Genomic DNA, 17,466 nt, shown 5'->3' with positions numbered 1-17,466 from the left:
GTCCGCGTGAATATGGCCCTACACGACCGTCTACAATCGCTTCAATCGTTGGGCCGAGCGCGCACGATGGTGCGCAATTTTTGAGGCGCTGGCCGAGCTCGGCAAGATTCCGTCTCGCTGTCGCTCGACTCGACCTCGATCAAAGCTCATCGTTGTGCCTCCGGCGGAAAAGGAGGGAGCACAATCGGGCGATCGGCCCGCTCGCGCGGCGGTCGCACGACAAAAATCCATGCGCTGAGCGATCCACGCCGCCGGCCGGTCGTCCTTGCATCTGCCCCCGGGGCAGGATGCCGATATCACTGCTGCACCCGATGTTCTGGCGCTCGCCCCACCCATGCGCGCACTCATCGCCGATAAGGGCTATGATGGCGACGGCGCCAAACCCGTAATCCCAACAGTTCTAACCGCATCGTCATCCATCGCTCCAACAAACGGGTCTACAAAGGCCGAAATATCATCGAGCGCAGCTTCTGCAGGCTCAAGGACTTCCGACGCGTCGCCACCCGCCCACGCGTTGTCTTGCTGGTTCGTCTAAGGCCATCCCGGTGAAGCGAATCAAGGCCGTGATGCTAACGGCAACAGCCCCGACGACCGCGAAACCCGTGTGCCACGCGGGTGAAGGCATCGCCATCTGGGCAATTCCGTGCGTGGCGCTGTAACCGGCGACCGTAGCGGGCGCGACATAGAGGAGGATGATCAAGAGTCTAAGCCAAGTCCATGACACGAAGGCGAGCGCGAGTTGGCCAATGCCAATGGTCACACCGCCCGCCATGAGCCCTGCTGCAGCGCCGCCGAGCACTCCGGCGCCGGTGTGGAAGGCCCAGGTGCCGATCGTCAGGCCAACGAAGAAAGGCAGTGCAAAAACAGCGAGCGTGAACAGCAACCAGCAAAAGAAGCCGACGCCAACGAGGACAAGCAGTGGTCCAAAGATGATCATGGTGGTGGTCTCCGTGAGATAGAGGTCTGACGGTCGCGCCTTCCACCACCACCACGGCGCAATCGATAGCATAGCGACAAACGGCGGCGACGGGGAGCGGAAATCCGAAAGGACCTCCGCTCACCGGCCAGCGATCTGAACCCGCCCCTTCGTCATTGGAACGGATCGAATTCGTAAATCACGGCGGCCGGATCGCCGTCGTATTCGGTGGCGGGCATGACGCCGTATCCGCCCATGCCGGGTGCGGAAGATAACGACGCAGACCATGAGGGTGGTGGCGAGGTTCCATGCGTTGGCGAAGGCAAGGCTTTGAGACATCGGTCCGGCTCCTCTTCTGAGGCGGGGACCATCCCCGCGCGACAGGCCCCCGATGAATCCGGGCGTAGGCCGCAATCACCGCGCAGGCGAAGACGAAGCGGCGGCACGCTTCAGCGTAAGCCGACCCCTTGCGGGTTGATGGCGTCAGGCCTGCGGCCGGATCAAGGATCAGCGCCGAAGCAGCGGGGCGGTGTCCGCCAGATAGGAGCCTGGTTGTCAGGGCTGCGTGGCTCTCAGCTGGAACATCGTTGCCGTCACGGTGCGGGGATGATCGGCTAGAATGGATTGTGAGTCGATGTGCGGTTGGGGAGGCCCACTTGGCTGAGTTCAAAGGGCGCGCCAACCGCTCGCTGATCACATCACCATGCTGGAGGTTGGCCTGTAGGAGTGATGGATGGGAAGTTACTGCGGAATCTACTTCGATAGGACCGAGATCTGTGGCGCAAAGTCCGTCGTTCCCGATCATTTCTGCGCGCTATTCCAGGAAAGCGACCGATCCGTCAGGCCGTCGGTCGATGAAGAGGAAAGTTCTGACGTGGTCTACGAGGCGCCCCGAGCGGTCGTCTTGTCCCGCCTGGATCTCTTGGGCTGCACAGCCGCTACGGCACGTGAACGGCTGGAGGCTTGGCTCGCAACGACGCGCGAGACCTGGGAGGAATACTGCGCCGATGGCGATTGGGCAGAGGAAACGGTCGCGGCACCTTGCTCATTCTCTGTCGAGGATTGGTATCGGCGGGCACCCGAAGTGCTGGCGACCCTCTACACGCGCGAGGTGGCGACGGACGAGATCGATCGCTGGATGCGTGATCGCGACGGCGAAGGCTGGCTTTGGTTCGACGGCTGTGGATCTCTGATGAGCCTTCGGGCTTTGTTGAATGCCTGCGTTGACATGCGGCACGTCTCTCTCGACATCACGGCGCTGATCGGCGGCGGTTGGATCGAGTCGGGCGCCAGCATTTGCGATGACAAGAGAGCTTCCGCTCCCCTTGATCCCCGTCCGCTGGCAACAACGGTCATCCTTGCCGAGGGCAGCACGGACATTCGGATATTACAACGCTCGCTCACGGCGCTGTTTCCAGAGCGGAAAGATTACTTCTCGTTCTTCAACCACGCTGAGCTGAGCGTGGATGGCGGCGCTGCCTATCTTGTGAAATTCCTAAAGGCATTTGCGGCAGCGCGGGCACCGTTGCGCCTCGTAGCCGTATTCGACAACGACACAACTGGACGTCAGGCGTATCGGCAGGCCACCGCCTTGGGACTGCCGGACAACATGATCGTGGTCGTGCTCCCGGACACGGAGCTTGCGCGTCAGTATCCGACTTTCGGCCCTCAAGGGGAGTATGTCGTCGACGTCAACGGCAAAGCCGCAAGCATCGAGCTCTACCTCGGCCAAGCGGCTTTGACGAAGGAGGCGCGCTGCGGCGGGTGCGCTGGAGCGGCTACAACGCTGCTGCCGATGCCTATCAAGGCGAGATTGAGGGAAAAGCAGAGGTAGAGGCTACGTTCCTTCGCGCCGTGGCGAATTGTTCAAACCCGGCCGAGGCGCAAATCGAATTTCCGGAGTTGGTTGAAGTGTGGACCACGATCTTTCGTGCCGTCGAGAAGGCGGCGGAGGAAGCGGAGCGAAAGTTGCACGATCGCGTCGTTCAAGTCGGGTAGTAGAAATTTGCGGCGCTCACGCGCCGCCGAATTTCCAGACCGGGATGCCGAGCTTCTTCGCCTTGTCAGCGAGGTTGTCCTGGATCCCGGTGCCGGGGAAGTGCATCACGCCGATCGGCAACTCATTGAGCATCGCATCGAAGCGTTTGAAGGGAGCGGCCTTGGCATGCTTTGTCCAGTCGGGCTTGAAGGCGATCTGCGGGACCTTGCGGTTGTCGGCCCACTTGGCGGCGATCAACTCGGCGCCCTTGGGCGATCCGCCGTGCAGCAACACCATATCCACATGCTTGGCGTGCACCTGGTCAAGTTTGGCCCAGATCAACCGGTGATCGTTGAATTCGAGACCGCCGGTCAACGCGACTTTCGGGCCGGGCGGCATGAGCACCTGGTTGTCGGCGCGCTTCTTCGCGGCCAAGAAATCGCGGCTGTCGATCATCGCGACGGTCAGATTGCGGTGGTTGACCTTCGATCCGTTGCGCGGCCGCCAGGCGGAGTGGGTATGGCGCTCGAACTCATCGGCGGCCTGGTCTCGCATCAGCTCGAAGGCGTTGCGTCGCTCGATCTGGGTCTGCCCCTCTGCCGTCAGTCGCTCCAGCTCGACGGATTTGATCTCGCTGCCGTCCTGCTCCCGCTGCGACCGCTGCTGCGCCAGCTCGTTGTCGTCGAGCTCTCGCTCGATCCTGTCGATGGCGCGATGGAAGACGTTTACCGTCGACCACAGCAGGTCTTCGAGGTCGGGCTCGAGACGGCTGTCGGACAGCGCCACCACCAAGGCCTCGAAGATGTCGGCGACGCTGCCGGCGAGGATGTGCGCTTCGGGGAGCGGCCTCGGATCAGGCTCGTCCTGGAACGCACGGTAGCCATAGAGCTGGAGTTCCTGGAGGACATGGTCAGTCGGGGATGAGCTGTGGTGCGGCTCGAAATCATTGTCGTGGTCGGTGGTCATTGCGGCTTTCCTCGCCGGATCGACCGCGCCCATCGCGGCCTTCATGGCGACGAAGGCGGCAGGCGGAACGGACTTGCACCCGCAGCGAAGCGAAGGGCCGAAGCGGAGCAGAGGACCGAAGGGGGCCGACTATTTTGCCTCGCGATGTAAAGGCGGCTCTGCCGCCGACGGAAAATAGTCGGCCCACGAGGTTGCCGGTCCGGGCCGCTTGCCGCCCGATCGCCCTCTTAAGAAGGCCGTGGGGCGGTCCTCTCCGGCGCCGAGGGAAGCATGGCCACCGGCCTCGCGGTAACGAAGCGGCCGCCTCGCCCTAATCCCGTTCCGGCTATGCCGCCAGCTCCATAAAGCGCGCGACGTCCTGCGCCGCGATCTGCACGCGGCTCGCGGCCCGAAGGGCGTCAAATCCGAGCAGGCGAAGATCCTCGTTGAAGTCGCCAAGCCGTGGCGAGATCACGATCGCCTCGATCCCGGCCTCCTGCGCCCGATCGATCAAGGTCGCCATGGCGCCGCTACCTGCGGGATCGTCGTCGCGAGCGATGTAGAGCCGGCGCAGCGTGTCCGGGAAGAGGATGGCGGAGAGATGCGCCGCCGAGAGGGCCGCGACCATCGGCATGGCCCGCAGGACGCTGCGGAGCGACAGCATCGTCTCGATGCCCTCGCCGGCCGCCATGACCTCACCCGCTACGCCAAATCGAACAGCGTGACCAAGCAGGTCGCCCATCGCGCGTTTCGGCGTGTCGATCAACGCCTTGCCGAGCGTCGTCTCGCTGAAGCCTCCGGGGTCAAGCCAGGTGCGATGCGCGCCGGTCAGATGGCCGTTCAGATCGGTGACGGCAGCGATCATCGCCGGCCAAGTCTCGGTCGGACTGTGGTCGTCGGGCCGGTAGTAGCAGCGCGGATGAAAGCGCAGACTTCCGGTTTCGTGCAAAGCCGTAATGCCGCGATTGCGGAGATACGCTTCTCCCAGCGTGCCCACGATCGACTGCGCCATGCCGAAGAGCCGCCGCGCCGCCTCCGGCGATCCGAGGGGCGCGGGCAATTGTCTCGACCGGTGGTGATTTGGCTCGGACTCCAGTTCCGGACGCGGCAAGCTCAGAAAGCGTCGTGCCTCATTCGCGACATCGCGAAAGCTGGTGAAACCGCAGCTCTCGCGGATCACGTCGAGGAGGTCGCCATGTTCGGCCGAGGCGGCATCTCGCCAGTGCCCGGCGGCGCCAGGACCAGATTCCGGTCCGCTGAGCCGGACGAACATCGACCGGCCTGGCGTATTGCGGACGTCACCTACTGTCCAATAGCGGCCCTGGCGCCGCCCGTTGGACAGGTAATGGCGGCACACAGCCTCGGCGTCACGCGCGAGACGGCGGGCCAGTTCGGAAGCGTTGTCGCGGGACATCAGGCAACCTCCCGCTCACTGACGCGCGCGACCGGATAATGGTCGAGCACCTTTGCCAACACCGAGACACCGGTCTCATTGGTCGGCACGAACATGCGCAGCTTCCACGAGATGATCTCGCTGAAGAGGCCGTACGCGAGCAGCCGCTCACGCATCGCATCGGTGAAGCCGGACAGCTCGATACGATGGGCGCCCATCACGCGGACGCGACGGAGCTGCAGGTCCACGGCGAGGTTAAGGACGGTGCGCCCCTCCATCAGCGCCGAGAAAGCCTCGTGTGGGGTCAAGCTGCAGGTCGCTGTCGGGCAAGCGTTCGCCGCCCAGGCCGGCGAGACCCTGCGACCGATGATGCGCTCGCCCTCGTCGGTCTGAAGCCGATAGACCCGGGTCGACTCGTTCGGGAGCCGCTTCCAGATGGGCAGCAGCAGACCAGCGACGATGTGGAGGGTACTTTCAGCGAACTCGGGAACATCGACAACTTCGCCGTTCCAGGCTGCGGCGAATGTCTCGCGATCTGCAGGCTGCCAGTGGCTTTCGTCCATCACCTTCATCGAAGCATGATGCTGCTCCATGGGGCGGATCAGCCGGACGCGGCGTTCGATCTCGCCGTCATCGAGCATGAAGCTCGGCGCCGGAAACTGCACCGCGGCACGCCCCGAGCGCTCGTTGACCAGCAGCACAGCCCGAGCATCGGCGAGATAATCGAGTGCATGATCCAGCGTCATTGGACGGTTGCGCCGGCGTTCCGTGATCGTGAGCAGCCGGGTTTCCGCGCCGGTCGCGGGGTGCGTGTAGATCGGGTGCCGATCGGTGACGACGAAGCTGTCAGCCTGCAGAGTCTCCAGGCCGACGTCATAGACGCCGCTGGCAATGGCGCCCTCGACCTTGGCGTTCAGCAACTGCTCGAAGGCCGTGAACAGTAGGCCTTGCAGGTCGATGGTGAGCGCGAGCAGCCGGTTCAGGAACGTCGTGATCGGCGGCAGCTCGTCCTTGATGCCGTTTTCGTCCACGAGAATCAAACCCGTGGCGTCCTCGAAGGTCTGGAGCGAGCAGCCTTCGACCTTGCCGCGCGCGAGCAGCAGGTAGAGCTGGCGCAGCGCATCGCGGGCGTAGTGGCTCTCAAGATTGTCCTCGGGCCGGAACAGGCCTTGGCCGCCGGTCTGGCGCTGGCCGCGCGTGATGGCACCGAGCGTGTCGAGCCGGCGGGCAATGGTCGAGAGGAAGCGCTTCTCCGCCTTCACGTCGGTCGCAATGGGGCGGAACAGAGGTGGCTGCGCCTGGTTGGTGCGGTTGGTTCGACCGAGGCCCTGGATCGCGGCATCGGCCTTCCAACCCGGCTCGAGCAAATAATGGACGCGAAGCCGGCGATTCCGCGACGAGAGCTCGGCGTGGTAGCTACGGCCCGTGCCGCCAGCCTCCGAGAAGACAAGTACGCGCTTCAAATCATCCATGAACGCAGCGGTCTCTGCGAGGTTGGCGGAGGCCGAACGGTTCTCCACGGCAAGGCGGCCACCCCGACGCACCACGCGCCGCGAACGTCCCGTCACTTCCGCCACGAGGTCCGTGCCAAAACGCTGCACGATCTGGTCGAGCGCGCCGGGAACAGGCGGGAGCGAAGCGAGTCGCTCGATCAACTCATTGCGGCGGGCGACGGCTTCGCGGCTCTCGACCGGCTGGCCGTCACGGAAGACAGGCCGGGACGAGAGATTGCCGTCGCTGTCAGTGAAGGGCTCATAGAGCTGCACAGGGAAGGAATGGGCGAGGTAATCCAGCACGTACTCGCGCGGCGTGATGTCCACGCGCACGTCATTCCATTCCTCAGGTGCGATTTCGGCGAGCCGGCGCTCCATCAACGCCTCGCCCGTAGACACGATCTGGATCACGGCGGCATGGCCGTCGGCGAGGTCTCGCTCGATGGAGCGGACCAGGGTCGGCGTCTTCATGCTGGTGAGCAGATGGCCGAAGAAGCGCTGCTTGGCGGACTCGAAGGCCGAGCGCGCGGCCGACTTGGCGTGACGGTTGAGCGTGCCGGTCTCGCCGGTGACGTTGGCGGCCTGCATCGCCGCGTCGAGATGATTGTGAATGATGGCGAACGCACCGGCGTAGGCGTCATAGATGCGCCGCTGCTCGTCGGTGAGCTGGTGCTCAAGGAGTTCGTATTCGACCCCGTCGTAGGAAAGCGAGCGGGCGGTGTAGAGGCCGAGCGAGCGAAGATCGCGCGAGAGCACCTCCATCGCCGCGACGCCGCCCTCCTCGATCGCCTCGACGAACTCGGCGCGGGTGGCGAACGGAAAATCCTCGCCGCCCCAGAGCCCGAGCCGCTGGGCGTAAGCGAGATTGTGGACGGTGGTGGCGCCGGTCGCCGAGACATAGACGATGCGAGCGTTGGGGAGCGCATGCTGAAGGCGCAAACCCGCACGCCCCTGCTGCGAGGGTGCGACATCGCCCCGCTCGCCCTTGCCGCCACCGGCATTCTGCATGGCATGGCTCTCGTCGAAAATGATGACGCCGTCGAAGTCGGAGCCCAACCATTGAACAATCTGCCGGACGCGCGAAAGCTTCTCGCCGCGGTCGTCGGACCGCAGCGTAGCGTAGGTTAAAAATAGGACGCCTTCGGCCAACCGGATCTCGCGTCCTTGAGGAAAGCGCGAGAGCGGCGTGACCAGCAGACGCTCCATGCCGAGCGCCGACCAATCGCGCTGGGCATCCTCGAGCAGCTTGTCGGACTTCGATATCCAAACAGCCTTTCGCCGGCCTTGTAGCCAGTTGTCGAGAATAATGCCGGCGGACTGGCGGCCCTTGCCGGCGCCGGTCCCGTCGCCGAGCATAAAGCCTCGACGGAAGCAGACTGCGTTCGGTGCGTCGTCACGGGCGGCCGTGACGAGGTCGAAGGTCTCGTCAACCGTCCAAGCGCCGGCGAGGTAGTTGCCATGCGCCTCGCCGGCATAGATGACCGTCTCAAGCTGGGCGTCGGACAGGATGCCGTCGCTGACGAGATTCGCCAGCAGGCGCGGCCGATAGCTCGGCTTCGGCGGCGCGACCGAGGCCATCGCGGCCGACTGCACCAGCTTCGTCGGATGCGCCTGCGCACCGGCGATCCGGATCGATTGGAGACGGTATTCCTCGTAGATGGCGTCGCTGAGGCGCGCGCCCTCGGGCGGTGTCCAATCGACTGTCTCGTAGGCGAGGTCGACGCCCTCGGGATCGGTGACCGGTGCGTTGACCGGCCGTGCAGCGGCCCGCGCCAGATAGCCGCGCACAGTACGAGGCGCCGACGATGCTGACATGGGAAGTGCAGCGGTTGACGCGACGCTCGGGCGGGGTGGAACGTGTTCGCCGATCCAACGGAGCAGCGTCGCGACATCGGGCGCCATTCCCGGCGACTCCGGGAACGCGTTCGGATCATCGGCAGGCACTTTGTCGATCACGGTGAGGCGCGTCTCCATCGTGGTGCCGTGCTTGGCATAGACCGTGTCGGCGATCGCGGCGGTGAACACCACGCGGCTGCGTTCCTGCAATCGGGCGAAAGCATCGCGCCAGGCAGATGCTTCAGGTGAGAAGTTTGCTCCGGTGATCGTCACCAGCCGGCCGCCATCAGCCAGACGGGCCAGGGCGGAGGCGATGTGACGGTACGCCGTGTCGGCCATGCGGCCGGAGACGTTCGCCATCGCCGAGAACGGCGGGTTCATCAGCACGACACTCGGGACCACCGTGGGATCGAGGTGATCATCGATCTGGGCGGCGTCAAAGCGCGTGACGGAAATGGCCGGAAAGAAGGAAGAGAGCAACATGGCCCGGGTCTCGGCCAGTTCGTTCAGCACGAGGGCGCCGCCCGCGATCTCAGCTAGGATGGCGAGCAGCCCGGTGCCGGCGGATGGCTCCAACACTCGATCCGCCGCCGTAACGGCGGCCGCGGTCACCGAGGCCAGGCCGAGCGAGATCGGGGTCGAGAATTGCTGGAAAGTCTCGCTCGCGGCAGAGCGACGCGTGTGGGTCGGCAGAAGCTTCGCGATCTTGTCCAAGGCGGAAAGTCGTGAAGCCGGAGAAGCGGCTTTGCGGAACAGCGCCTTTCCGTATTTGCGCAGGAATATGGCGCTGGCAGCTTCACAGGCATCGTAGGCCGTCTTCCAATCCCATGCGCCCGTCGCATCGGATGCGCCGAAGGCCGCTTCCATTGCGGAGCGTAGGATTGCGGCGTCAATGCGCCGACCATGCTCAAGATGCGGGAGAAGCTGCTCAGCCGCAGCGATGATAACGCTGACGCTCTCAGGAGCAGCGCGCACAGGAGAGACCGGGGCGGCCTCGTCGGCCGCAATCCAGAAAAGGTGGTTCATGAGGGGAGCCTTAAGGAGAGCGGGAACGGGCGAGCCGATCGGCGCTCTCTCTGGACCGGACCGGCTCAAACCCGTTCCGGCAGCCCTCTCGCTCTCAGCATCAAGGCGGTGCCCGACATGAGATACGGCGCCCCACCGGATGGCGGGGCGCCGCGCACAGAGCATTCCTCAGTATCCAAACTGCCAAGAAGGCCAACCTTAGCCGTCGTCAGCCTCGGCGGCGGCTGCTGCGAGGTAGCTCGCGTCGTGCTTGACGACGGTGACGATGTATTGCCTCATGACGCAGCTCCCTCGATCGGATCGTTTTCGGCCGCGAGAAGGCCTCGGCCTTCGCGATGGCAGCGTCTGCCCGCCGACGCCAAAGCTCGACATCTGTTGAGCCACCCTCCGGAGCGTGAGCGAGGATCTTAAGCAGACCGAGCAGCACCTCGAAATGATCGGCCTTGCGCTGGACCTGCTCGTCAAAACGTGAGGGAAACGACAGGAGTCGGCCGATATAGGCGGCGTCGCGGCCTTCCCATGCACCAGTGACATAGGTATGGCGGGATGCTTCAACGTCCGACTTGCTGTCGTCCCAGCCCTCGTCGGCGATCGCGAGATCGCAGGCTTGGTCGAGCGTTTCGGCGTCGTAAGTTCGCTGCCGATAGATCCGCAGGCGATAGGTCGTCTCGATGGTGAAAAGGGACACGAGAGCCTCCATAATAATGCAAAAGCCCGGCGGGAGCCGGGCTTTGGGGTGGATTGGTAGTGAAGAGACGCGGGACGGCCGAAGCCGGCCCGCGCGGTCGAGTTATTCGGCCGCGATCATGTGCGGCTCGTCCGCTTCATCGGCCGGAGCTTCCTCGTCGTCGCCGGTGAGGAATTCCGGCAGCGCCTCGCTATCGCTTTCAGACTGCACGGCGTCGGCGCTCGCAGCCTGGTCGACGTCGGCCATTCGCAGGGGTTCGGGCAACCACCCGGTCCCGGCCAGGAGCCGTTCGGCCTCCTTGGCCATGTCGCCTTTCTTCAGATGGTCGATGAGCTGGGCAGCTCGCGCGCCGGCCCCCTCCCCCACCGCCTCCAGGATGCGGCGCTTCGGGACCCGGCCGAGATAGTTCTCGACGGTCGGGCGCCAACCGGACGCCACCATGTCGAGGTCGACGGCGAGAGCGATGCAGTTCGCATCCGCGATCCGCTGCTCGACGGCGTGCGGGGTGGCGCCGCCGCCGTAGCGGTCGCCCTTCTCGTAGAGCGCGTTGACGCCAAATGAGGCGCAGTGCGCAAAGAGCGCCGCCTGCTCGTCGCCCGTGAGAGCCGTGAGCCAGTCCCAGAGATCGGACTTGTCTTTCGGCAAGCGCTCCTCCCAGGTCTTGTGGCGCGCGTCGATCGCCTTGGCCGCCGGAGTGTCCTTCAACCCTTGCGCCTGCACCGGAAAACTCGCGCTGCGCACGGAGACCTCCATCGCCGAAGCAAAGGAGGAATAGCGCGAGAACACGTCCAGGCAGAATTTGTGCAGCACCGATTGGAAAGCGACCGAAGGGGTGATCGCCAGCTTGTCGCGCAGCGCCAGTGTCCGCTCCGCCGTGAGCTCGGTCAGAAGACGGTCCGGCAGCGGCTTCACCGCATCGTCATCCTCGTCCTCGGGATCCGCGACCTGCCCGCCGATGGTGATGACGGCGCGCTGGACAGCCGGTGCTGATGGTTCGTCGCCATCCATGGCCGCGGCGACAGGTTCACCGCCCGTGCCCTGCTCCGGTTCGGTCACGGGCACTTCGTCCTCGGGTCGGACGTAGCCGCGATCAACCAAGAGCTTGCCCTCGGCGTCGATGCCGACAAACACGCCCGCGCGGGCGATGTCGGCCGGCTGATAGATGGCGGGTCGATCATTGAATGCGGCGAGAGCCGTCTCAATTTCGCCAAGGCGCAGGTCAACTTCATCGGGAAGCTCATCCGCGCCGTCATGCTCGGCTTCGAGCTTGGCATATTCGGCCTCGAGCGCCTCGATGGTCGCCCGTTCGATGGTGAGATCGGCGGGCACGCCGTCCAGTTCGCGCAAGCCGCGCGTATGGCCATAGGGGAAGTCGATCGCGACCTCGACCCACTTCCAACCTTCGGGGCGATCGTTTCCGCCTCTACCTTCAGCTTCTCGGCAACCAGGCCGTCGAGCAGAGCAACGTCCTCAAGCCAGCCGCCATCGTCGGACTGGAACAGGTCGCGCAGCACCACGCCACCGGCCGTCTCGTAGGCGTCGATACCCACAAATACGGCGCGCCGGTCGGAGGCACGCACCGTCTTTTCCGTCAACATGCGGCGGATCTGATAGGGCTCCTTGTGCCAAGAGCCGGAGATGGCCTGCCAGACCTGCTCCTGGCGTCCATGATCTGCGCTGACGGTGAAAGCCATCAACTGCTCGAGCGACATGCCATCGTCGGCATAAATTTCGAGCAGTGCTGGCGAGGCCACGGCGAGGCGCAGCCGCTGCTTCACGACATTAGCCGACGTGAAGAAGGCAGCGGCGATATCCTCCTCGGACTGCCCCTTCTCGCGCAAAGCCAGGAATGCCCGGAATTGGTCAAGCGGATGTAGCGGCGCGCGCTGAATATTCTCCGCAAGCGAGTCGTCCTCGGCGAGAATGTCGGTCGCCGGGTCGCGTACGACACAAGGCACCGGCGCGGTCTTGGCCAGGCGCTTTTGCTTCACGAGCAGCTCCAGCGCACGGTAGCGCCGTCCGCCGGCCGGGATCTCGAACATGCCGGTCTCGGCGCCCTCCACGTCGAGGACCGGACGGACATTGAGGCTTTGGAGCAGGGTACGCCGGGCGATGTCCTCGGCCAGCTCTTCGATGGAGATGCCGGCCTTCACGCGCCGGACGTTCGACTGGCTGAGCACCAGCTTATTGAAGGGAATGTCGCGCGAGGACGACAGGGTGATCTTCTTAACGGCGTTAGCCATGGGTGATACTCCGCGACGGGCGGCCCAAAGACTCTCTTTGGTCCTCCAACCCGTCACGAAGCGCAGCGCGGCCCTCTTCCTCTCAAGGGCCCCGCCGCAAACCGACGATCAGTACGAACGGAAGGGCATGAAACCGCCAGACACGCCGTTCCGCATCTCCGGCTTTCCAGGTATCAGGTTGCGCGATCGAGCAGCTGCTTCGCGCGCGTCTCAAGATCGAGTCTTGCGTCCTGATGAGTCTTGCCGCGCGCAACCGCTGTGATGCCTTGCACGAAATCGAATACGCTTTCGGGCTTGCGCCCTTCCTCAGATAACACCCGTTCGATGATCCTCGCTGTCTCGGCCTTAGAGAACCCACGCTTGCGCAGGAATTCGTTGCGGTCGTCGTCGGTGCGGGCGACGATCTTTTGCCGTGCGACGTTGATGCCGTTGACGAAGGGCCTCGGTGAGGAATTGGCAAAGCTGGCCAGCGCCGGGGCCGCCTCGTGGGCAAACCGTGAGGCGGCGTATTTGGAGTGGCGGATGGTGATCTCCTCAAAGTCCTCGACGCCCCAAAGATTGCGGTTCTGGCAGACGGCGCGAAGATAGAAGCTCGCCATGCCGAGCGTCTTCGCGCCCACCTCGGAATTCCAGCAGTAGAAGCCACGGAAATAGAGGTCCGGCGAGCCGTCGCTCAATCGGCCGGCCTCGATCGGATTGAGATCGTCGACCAGGAACAGGAAGACATCGCGATCGGACGCGTAGAGCGTCGTCGTATCCTGAGTGATATCGACGTTCGGATTGTAGACGCCAGTCGACCAGTCGAGCACGCCAGGGATCTTCCAGCGCGTGTCGCCCGTACCATTGCCGGCGATGAGCTCAACGGCCGCCACGAGTTCGTGGTCAAATATGCGCCCGTATTCGGGGCCCGTAACGGCGCGAAGCTCGACGCGACCGTCTTCGATCTCGAGCGTCTTCACCTGCTCGGCGGAATGGGAGGTCAAGCCGTATTGCAGATTGATGCCAGCCAGCGGCACGGGAAGCTGCCGGAGGTAGGCCGCGGGCGCTCCGACCAGGCTGGCAAGTTGGCCGAAGCTCCAGTGAGTCGGCGCGACCGGCGCGTCGGAACCGGGCAGCCGCAGAACCAGGTGCTCGACATCGTCGCGGCTGGCCTCAACTCGGATCGCAGCGCTCTCAACGGTCCGGGTCCGGCTGCGTTCTGTCCGTCCGCGCACGGTGGCATGGAGGTCCGACAGTGACAGATAGCGCTCGTCCGCCGGCCGCGCGAACCACTCCGAGGATACGCGGCCGACGCGCTCGCCGCGGGTCACATCCACCTTGTAGCCGCCAGCGTGTTTGCAAGCAGCATCGAGAACTTCGACTTGGGTCATGGTCATCTCCACGACAGGCGCCGGAGGCCTCTCCTCCGTTCTTCAACCCGTCACGGCGAAGCCCGTCCGCCCTCTCGCTCTAAGGGGGCGTTGCGCGGTTTCCCCGCAGAAGGGGTCGACCGAGACCTCAGGCTCGGGCGTAGGGGAAGGCTTTCCCCTCAAAGGCCTCCCGAGAATTCAGGATGCCGGGATCGACAAATTTCCGCCCGTTTGGCCGCTTCCGCAGAGCTGTTCCTCACTTCACCGCATCGGATTTCTCGTGCGATCTCCCTTTCATGTCCATCGTGGATGCGCTCGCACCTTGGGTACATCGCAAGCCAGCAGCCGAGAGGACTAAGTATTTTTATTACGCTCCGTCGCGCTATCCCACGAGGATCAACGAAGGTCGACGCGCCAACCCGTCGGCGTTCGACGCAAGCTGGCAGGGCTATCGAGATTGTCGTTTTCTTTCGTCATTCTAGATGTAAACATCAAAGCGGTATCGACCATGACGGCTCGTACGATGGAGTGATGGAGAAGACGTATGACAGACGCTAAGTTCCTTACCACCGAGGAAGTGTCTGCACGCTATCGTGGCGAGATTACCGTGGGTACGCTGCGGAATTGGCGCGCGATGCGAACAGGGCCTGCTTACATCAAGATCGGGAAAGCCGTCTTATACCCAGTTGACGAGCTTGACGCATGGGACCGCAGGAATCTTGTGATTTGTAGTGCGTCGAAAGGACTGGATGTGGGCTAGCATGGGGCATCGACGTCGCGCACAAATATTCCGAGCGCGATCAGCTTGTATGCCCCGACCGGGTTTAGCTGCTGTGCCCGAAATGCTAGAGGTCAGACATGCATGATAGTGATCATCGGTTGTTGCCGCGGCAACGAACGATCGAAAAGGCGATTAAGAACGTCGCGAAAACACGCGAGCAGAAACGGCGGGCCCGCGCGCCAAAATTCATATCGAGTGTAAGAATTGGGAGGCTAATGTTGACGCCAGAGTAATGCGCGGTCTACTTGGCGTTATCGCCGATAGCGGGCTACAAACGGGACATGCGCAACAACGTCAGATTTGACAAAGGAGGCGAAAGGCTTTGCGAAGAGAAACCTCGGCTCGATTTCATCGAGATCAGCATTGGTCCGGCACATGAACGCGTATGTTGGACGCACTTGGTTTTACAGAATCGAGCGACTGGTTTCCGAAACTCAAAACGGCAAGGCCCGCAGAGCGGCGCCGCTTCAGGCATATCATGGCGATCGAAAGTCAGTGGTAGATCCGGTTAGTCGTGAGACAACTTGATCTGCTTACCGGTGTGCTCACGCCAGAGACCAAGGCGCTTCACTCGATACTCAACCAATTCGGTCGACGTACCGAACGTCTGCGCGATTTCGTTCGAGGTCCGTTTCTTGCTTACTGCTTCGACAACCGCCGTCCTCGGGAGCAGTACTGCGGAAGCCAGATAATAAGCGTCGTGCTCCTCCGTCTTGTCGTATGTTCTGCCGTATGATTCAGCTACGCGGGCTATCTTTGTGAGCTTGTGGCCCAGAAGGATGTGCCAGTACTCCTCCAATAGAGTTACGCGTTGGCGCTCGATCGTGTGACTGTCATTCAAGAGCACGACCCAATTCTCATTGTCAGCATCCAGCGGAATAGTCATTGCAGACCATTCGCCTCCGGCAATCCCCCTTAGATGTCTCACTGTTTGCGCATCAAGGCAGTTCGTCCTCCCAGCAGGGACAACTTGCACCCCATCCACTTCGATGCGAAGGCTATCGATTGGCTCATCCCGCGAGAGCCCTAGATCCGCTCTGAACTTTTCAGCGGCTTGCTCAAGCTCTTCTTTGGACAGCGACACGCTGGGAGGACTTGCGTGGTCATCAATGTCCTGATGACCAGGCCAGTGAGCGCCAGTCGCTAGAGTTTGGCGCAGGCATTCAGCCGCTTTCAACAGGGTGCGGACAGTTAACGAACGAACGTTCTTGCCTGCTCGGAAGTGCACGAATGCGACTTTATCGAACCCGAGCCCGGCGTCTTCGGCATCAGGACCAAGCCACTCCATAAGTCGAATTTTGGAGTTGTTATCTGGCAGTCCTTCCCCTCTTTCGATTCTCGCGAGCGTTGAAAAACTGACGCCGATGGCTGCTGACAGCGCTCGGATGCTCAAACCTTCAGCCTCTCGTTTCCGCCTTATGGCTCGAACCAGCTTTTCGTCAAATGATGGCATGCTCCCTCTGTGCGAATGGCACGGCTTGACACAACCGGCGACTCGGGCGCAGGCTGTGCGTGTGACAAAGACTCGCACATTTCCGATTCTGGGTGAAGCCTCCCTGGGGAAGGACGTCCGGGCCGTGTTGCATGAGGTCGGAACTGCATTGGACCAACACCGGCCTCTCCGAGTCCATGTCCATGGCTTGATCACCGTCGACGACCAGTTGCCGGTGCTCACTTCAACTCAGGAGATTGGTAATGAACGACAAAGTACGCGAGGACCCTCAGCCCGACCACGGAAAGGGGCCGCCCGACGACAAGGGACGGCCGGTCGATCATGGGCGGCCCGTTCCTCATCATGGATCGGCGGCGACCTGCGTGCCGCTTACGAAGATCAAGTGATCCGCCTTGCTGAGGCGTATCCCACTCTTCAGACTTTCGCAGACAAAGACGGAATGTGGCTTCTCGCCAAAAGCTCGGTAATTTCGGGCTTGCAGCGAAAAGCCATATTTCTCTTAGCCCTTCCATACCGAGCGGGTTTATTGCCGCGCGCGTGGGGCTTTTGGACTGATGCGGCCGAGCCGGCGCGCTGGATCGGCCCGCGTCACACAAACTTCTGGGACGGTTCAATTTGTGCGTTCTCGCCCAACGACGGAGTTTGGATCGAGGGTGGCGACCTTAGTACTCTCTTCGATCTCTACACGGTTTGGGCTCTTCGGCACCTCCATTTAGAAATATGCGGCCGATGGCCGGGAAAGCAGTATGGAATCATTGGCGCAGATCCACGCGCGGAAGCCTACTACCGCCAGCGGGAGTGCCAGGACGATGAGCTTTGCTGCTGTGGCTCCCAAACACTGCGATATGCTGAATGCTGTAAGGCTACCGATCTGCGAGGCGATTTCGTAGAAGGAGCCTCCCTCTTCCTTGAACACACCGGAGGTTTTGAGAATCGCAAGCCCCCGGATGCTGTGACTAAGTTCATCCAAGATCACTCCGCCGTGCCCATTATGGCAGATGTCCATTTAGAGTTACGGTGAAGCTGCCTTCGCTAAACTGATGCCTCGTGACGTATCGTGATGATCACGAATGATCACTTATTACAGTCCCCAAGTAGCGCCCCACTTTCCGTTTACGCCCCGGAAACCTTCGCAGCTTCAATGTGATCGGCAGACTACTCGTCTGGTGCACAAGTGTCCCACTCGACTACCCCACTTACACGGTTGCTCACGGCTGATTCCTCGATTGGGGTAATTGAGCGTGATCTTCTGCAAGGTATCAAAGGGCTTGTGGTCCGGCGCCTGGAGCGCTGCCGCCAGGTGCGCAGCCCACAACTTATGGGTACACTCGCCCGTATGGTCGCTTAGCACCATCTGGATGGCGT

10 protein-coding genes and 3 pseudogenes are annotated in these 17,466 nt (G+C 62.7%); 4 read left to right on the top strand and 9 right to left on the bottom strand.

Translation table 11 applies throughout. From position 1 onward, the window contains the following. Nucleotides 1-2: 2 nt before the first annotated feature. A pseudogene (locus ACRQ5Q_RS08655) lies at nucleotides 3-507 on the top strand (IS5 family transposase); the annotation flags it as partial. Here ACRQ5Q_RS08655 and ACRQ5Q_RS08650 read toward each other — a convergent pair. Beyond that, a complete protein-coding gene (locus ACRQ5Q_RS08650; RefSeq protein WP_439397109.1) occupies nucleotides 479-937 on the bottom strand; it encodes a hypothetical protein in 459 nt (152 codons plus the stop codon). The pseudogene ACRQ5Q_RS08655 and the gene ACRQ5Q_RS08650 overlap by 29 nt on opposite strands. 712 nt (nucleotides 938-1,649) lie before the next feature. On the opposite strand from ACRQ5Q_RS08650, the gene ACRQ5Q_RS08645 reads away from it, so the two are divergent. Continuing rightward, a complete protein-coding gene (locus ACRQ5Q_RS08645) occupies nucleotides 1,650-2,750 on the top strand; it encodes a HEPN/Toprim-associated domain-containing protein (protein WP_439397107.1) in 1,101 nt (366 codons plus the stop codon). A 180-nt stretch (nucleotides 2,751-2,930) separates the two neighbouring features. On the opposite strand, the gene ACRQ5Q_RS08640 is transcribed toward ACRQ5Q_RS08645, so the two are convergent. The 6 genes and pseudogenes from ACRQ5Q_RS08640 to ACRQ5Q_RS08615 form a co-directional block, all read right to left on the bottom strand. Continuing rightward, nucleotides 2,931-3,860, bottom strand: a complete 930-nt coding sequence (locus tag ACRQ5Q_RS08640; protein WP_439397105.1) for a DUF2493 domain-containing protein — start codon at nucleotides 3,858-3,860, stop codon at nucleotides 2,931-2,933. Between the two features lie 325 nt (nucleotides 3,861-4,185). Next, complete coding sequence (locus tag ACRQ5Q_RS08635; RefSeq protein ID WP_439397103.1) at nucleotides 4,186-5,253, bottom strand: DUF7146 domain-containing protein; 1,068 nt, start codon at nucleotides 5,251-5,253, stop codon at nucleotides 4,186-4,188. Beyond that, nucleotides 5,253-9,587: a strawberry notch-like NTP hydrolase domain-containing protein gene (locus ACRQ5Q_RS08630; RefSeq protein ID WP_439397101.1), complete on the bottom strand. Its 4,335-nt coding sequence runs from the start codon at nucleotides 9,585-9,587 to the stop codon at nucleotides 5,253-5,255. The genes ACRQ5Q_RS08635 and ACRQ5Q_RS08630 overlap by 1 nt, the downstream gene beginning before the upstream one ends. A 275-nt stretch (nucleotides 9,588-9,862) precedes the next feature. Beyond that, nucleotides 9,863-10,275: pseudogene (locus tag ACRQ5Q_RS08625) on the bottom strand (hypothetical protein). A gap of 102 nt (nucleotides 10,276-10,377) precedes the next feature. After that, nucleotides 10,378-12,518 (bottom strand): annotated as a pseudogene (locus ACRQ5Q_RS08620) (ParB/RepB/Spo0J family partition protein). A 173-nt stretch (nucleotides 12,519-12,691) separates the two neighbouring features. Continuing rightward, the gene (locus ACRQ5Q_RS08615) at nucleotides 12,692-13,888 is read right to left on the bottom strand and encodes a DUF932 domain-containing protein (protein WP_439397099.1); all 1,197 of its coding nucleotides are present in this window, start codon (nucleotides 13,886-13,888) and stop codon (nucleotides 12,692-12,694) included. A gap of 523 nt (nucleotides 13,889-14,411) precedes the next feature. Here ACRQ5Q_RS08615 and ACRQ5Q_RS08610 point away from each other — a divergent pair. Further along, on the top strand, nucleotides 14,412-14,627 hold the full coding sequence (locus tag ACRQ5Q_RS08610; protein ID WP_424578213.1) for a helix-turn-helix transcriptional regulator: 216 nt from the start codon (nucleotides 14,412-14,414) through the stop codon (nucleotides 14,625-14,627). A 529-nt stretch (nucleotides 14,628-15,156) separates the two neighbouring features. Here the strand turns inward: ACRQ5Q_RS08610 and ACRQ5Q_RS08605 are convergent. Next, nucleotides 15,157-16,101, bottom strand: a complete 945-nt coding sequence (locus tag ACRQ5Q_RS08605; RefSeq protein WP_439397097.1) for a helix-turn-helix domain-containing protein — start codon at nucleotides 16,099-16,101, stop codon at nucleotides 15,157-15,159. 242 nt (nucleotides 16,102-16,343) lie between these two features. Between ACRQ5Q_RS08605 and ACRQ5Q_RS08600 the strand changes: the two genes are divergently transcribed. Next, complete coding sequence (locus tag ACRQ5Q_RS08600; RefSeq protein WP_424578216.1) at nucleotides 16,344-16,487, top strand: hypothetical protein; 144 nt, start codon at nucleotides 16,344-16,346, stop codon at nucleotides 16,485-16,487. 326 nt (nucleotides 16,488-16,813) lie between these two features. Here the strand turns inward: ACRQ5Q_RS08600 and ACRQ5Q_RS08595 are convergent, their stop codons facing one another. Continuing rightward, the gene (locus ACRQ5Q_RS08595; RefSeq protein WP_424578217.1) at nucleotides 16,814-17,071 is read right to left on the bottom strand and encodes a hypothetical protein; all 258 of its coding nucleotides are present in this window, start codon (nucleotides 17,069-17,071) and stop codon (nucleotides 16,814-16,816) included. Nucleotides 17,072-17,466: the final 395 nt, after the last annotated feature.

Source organism: Bradyrhizobium sp. PMVTL-01 (genome assembly GCF_051861855.1).
Taxonomy (GTDB): domain Bacteria; phylum Pseudomonadota; class Alphaproteobacteria; order Rhizobiales; family Xanthobacteraceae; genus Bradyrhizobium.
This window is presented reverse-complemented; position numbering and strand designations above follow the sequence as displayed.

Bases quoted from the DNA above. Each gene is read 5' to 3' on its own strand.
- ACRQ5Q_RS08650 (WP_439397109.1), bottom strand. From the start codon at position 937: ATGATCATCTTTGGACCACTGCTTGTCCTCGTTGGCGTCGGCTTCTTT.
- ACRQ5Q_RS08645 (WP_439397107.1), top strand. From the start codon at position 1,650: ATGGGAAGTTACTGCGGAATCTACTTCGATAGGACCGAGATCTGTGGC.
- ACRQ5Q_RS08640 (WP_439397105.1), bottom strand. From the start codon at position 3,860: ATGACCACCGACCACGACAATGATTTCGAGCCGCACCACAGCTCATCC.
- ACRQ5Q_RS08635 (WP_439397103.1), bottom strand. From the start codon at position 5,253: ATGTCCCGCGACAACGCTTCCGAACTGGCCCGCCGTCTCGCGCGTGAC.
- ACRQ5Q_RS08630 (WP_439397101.1), bottom strand. From the start codon at position 9,587: ATGAACCACCTTTTCTGGATTGCGGCCGACGAGGCCGCCCCGGTCTCT.
- ACRQ5Q_RS08615 (WP_439397099.1), bottom strand. From the start codon at position 13,888: ATGACCCAAGTCGAAGTTCTCGATGCTGCTTGCAAACACGCTGGCGGC.
- ACRQ5Q_RS08610 (WP_424578213.1), top strand. From the start codon at position 14,412: ATGACAGACGCTAAGTTCCTTACCACCGAGGAAGTGTCTGCACGCTAT.
- ACRQ5Q_RS08605 (WP_439397097.1), bottom strand. From the start codon at position 16,101: ATGCCATCATTTGACGAAAAGCTGGTTCGAGCCATAAGGCGGAAACGA.
- ACRQ5Q_RS08600 (WP_424578216.1), top strand. From the start codon at position 16,344: ATGAACGACAAAGTACGCGAGGACCCTCAGCCCGACCACGGAAAGGGG.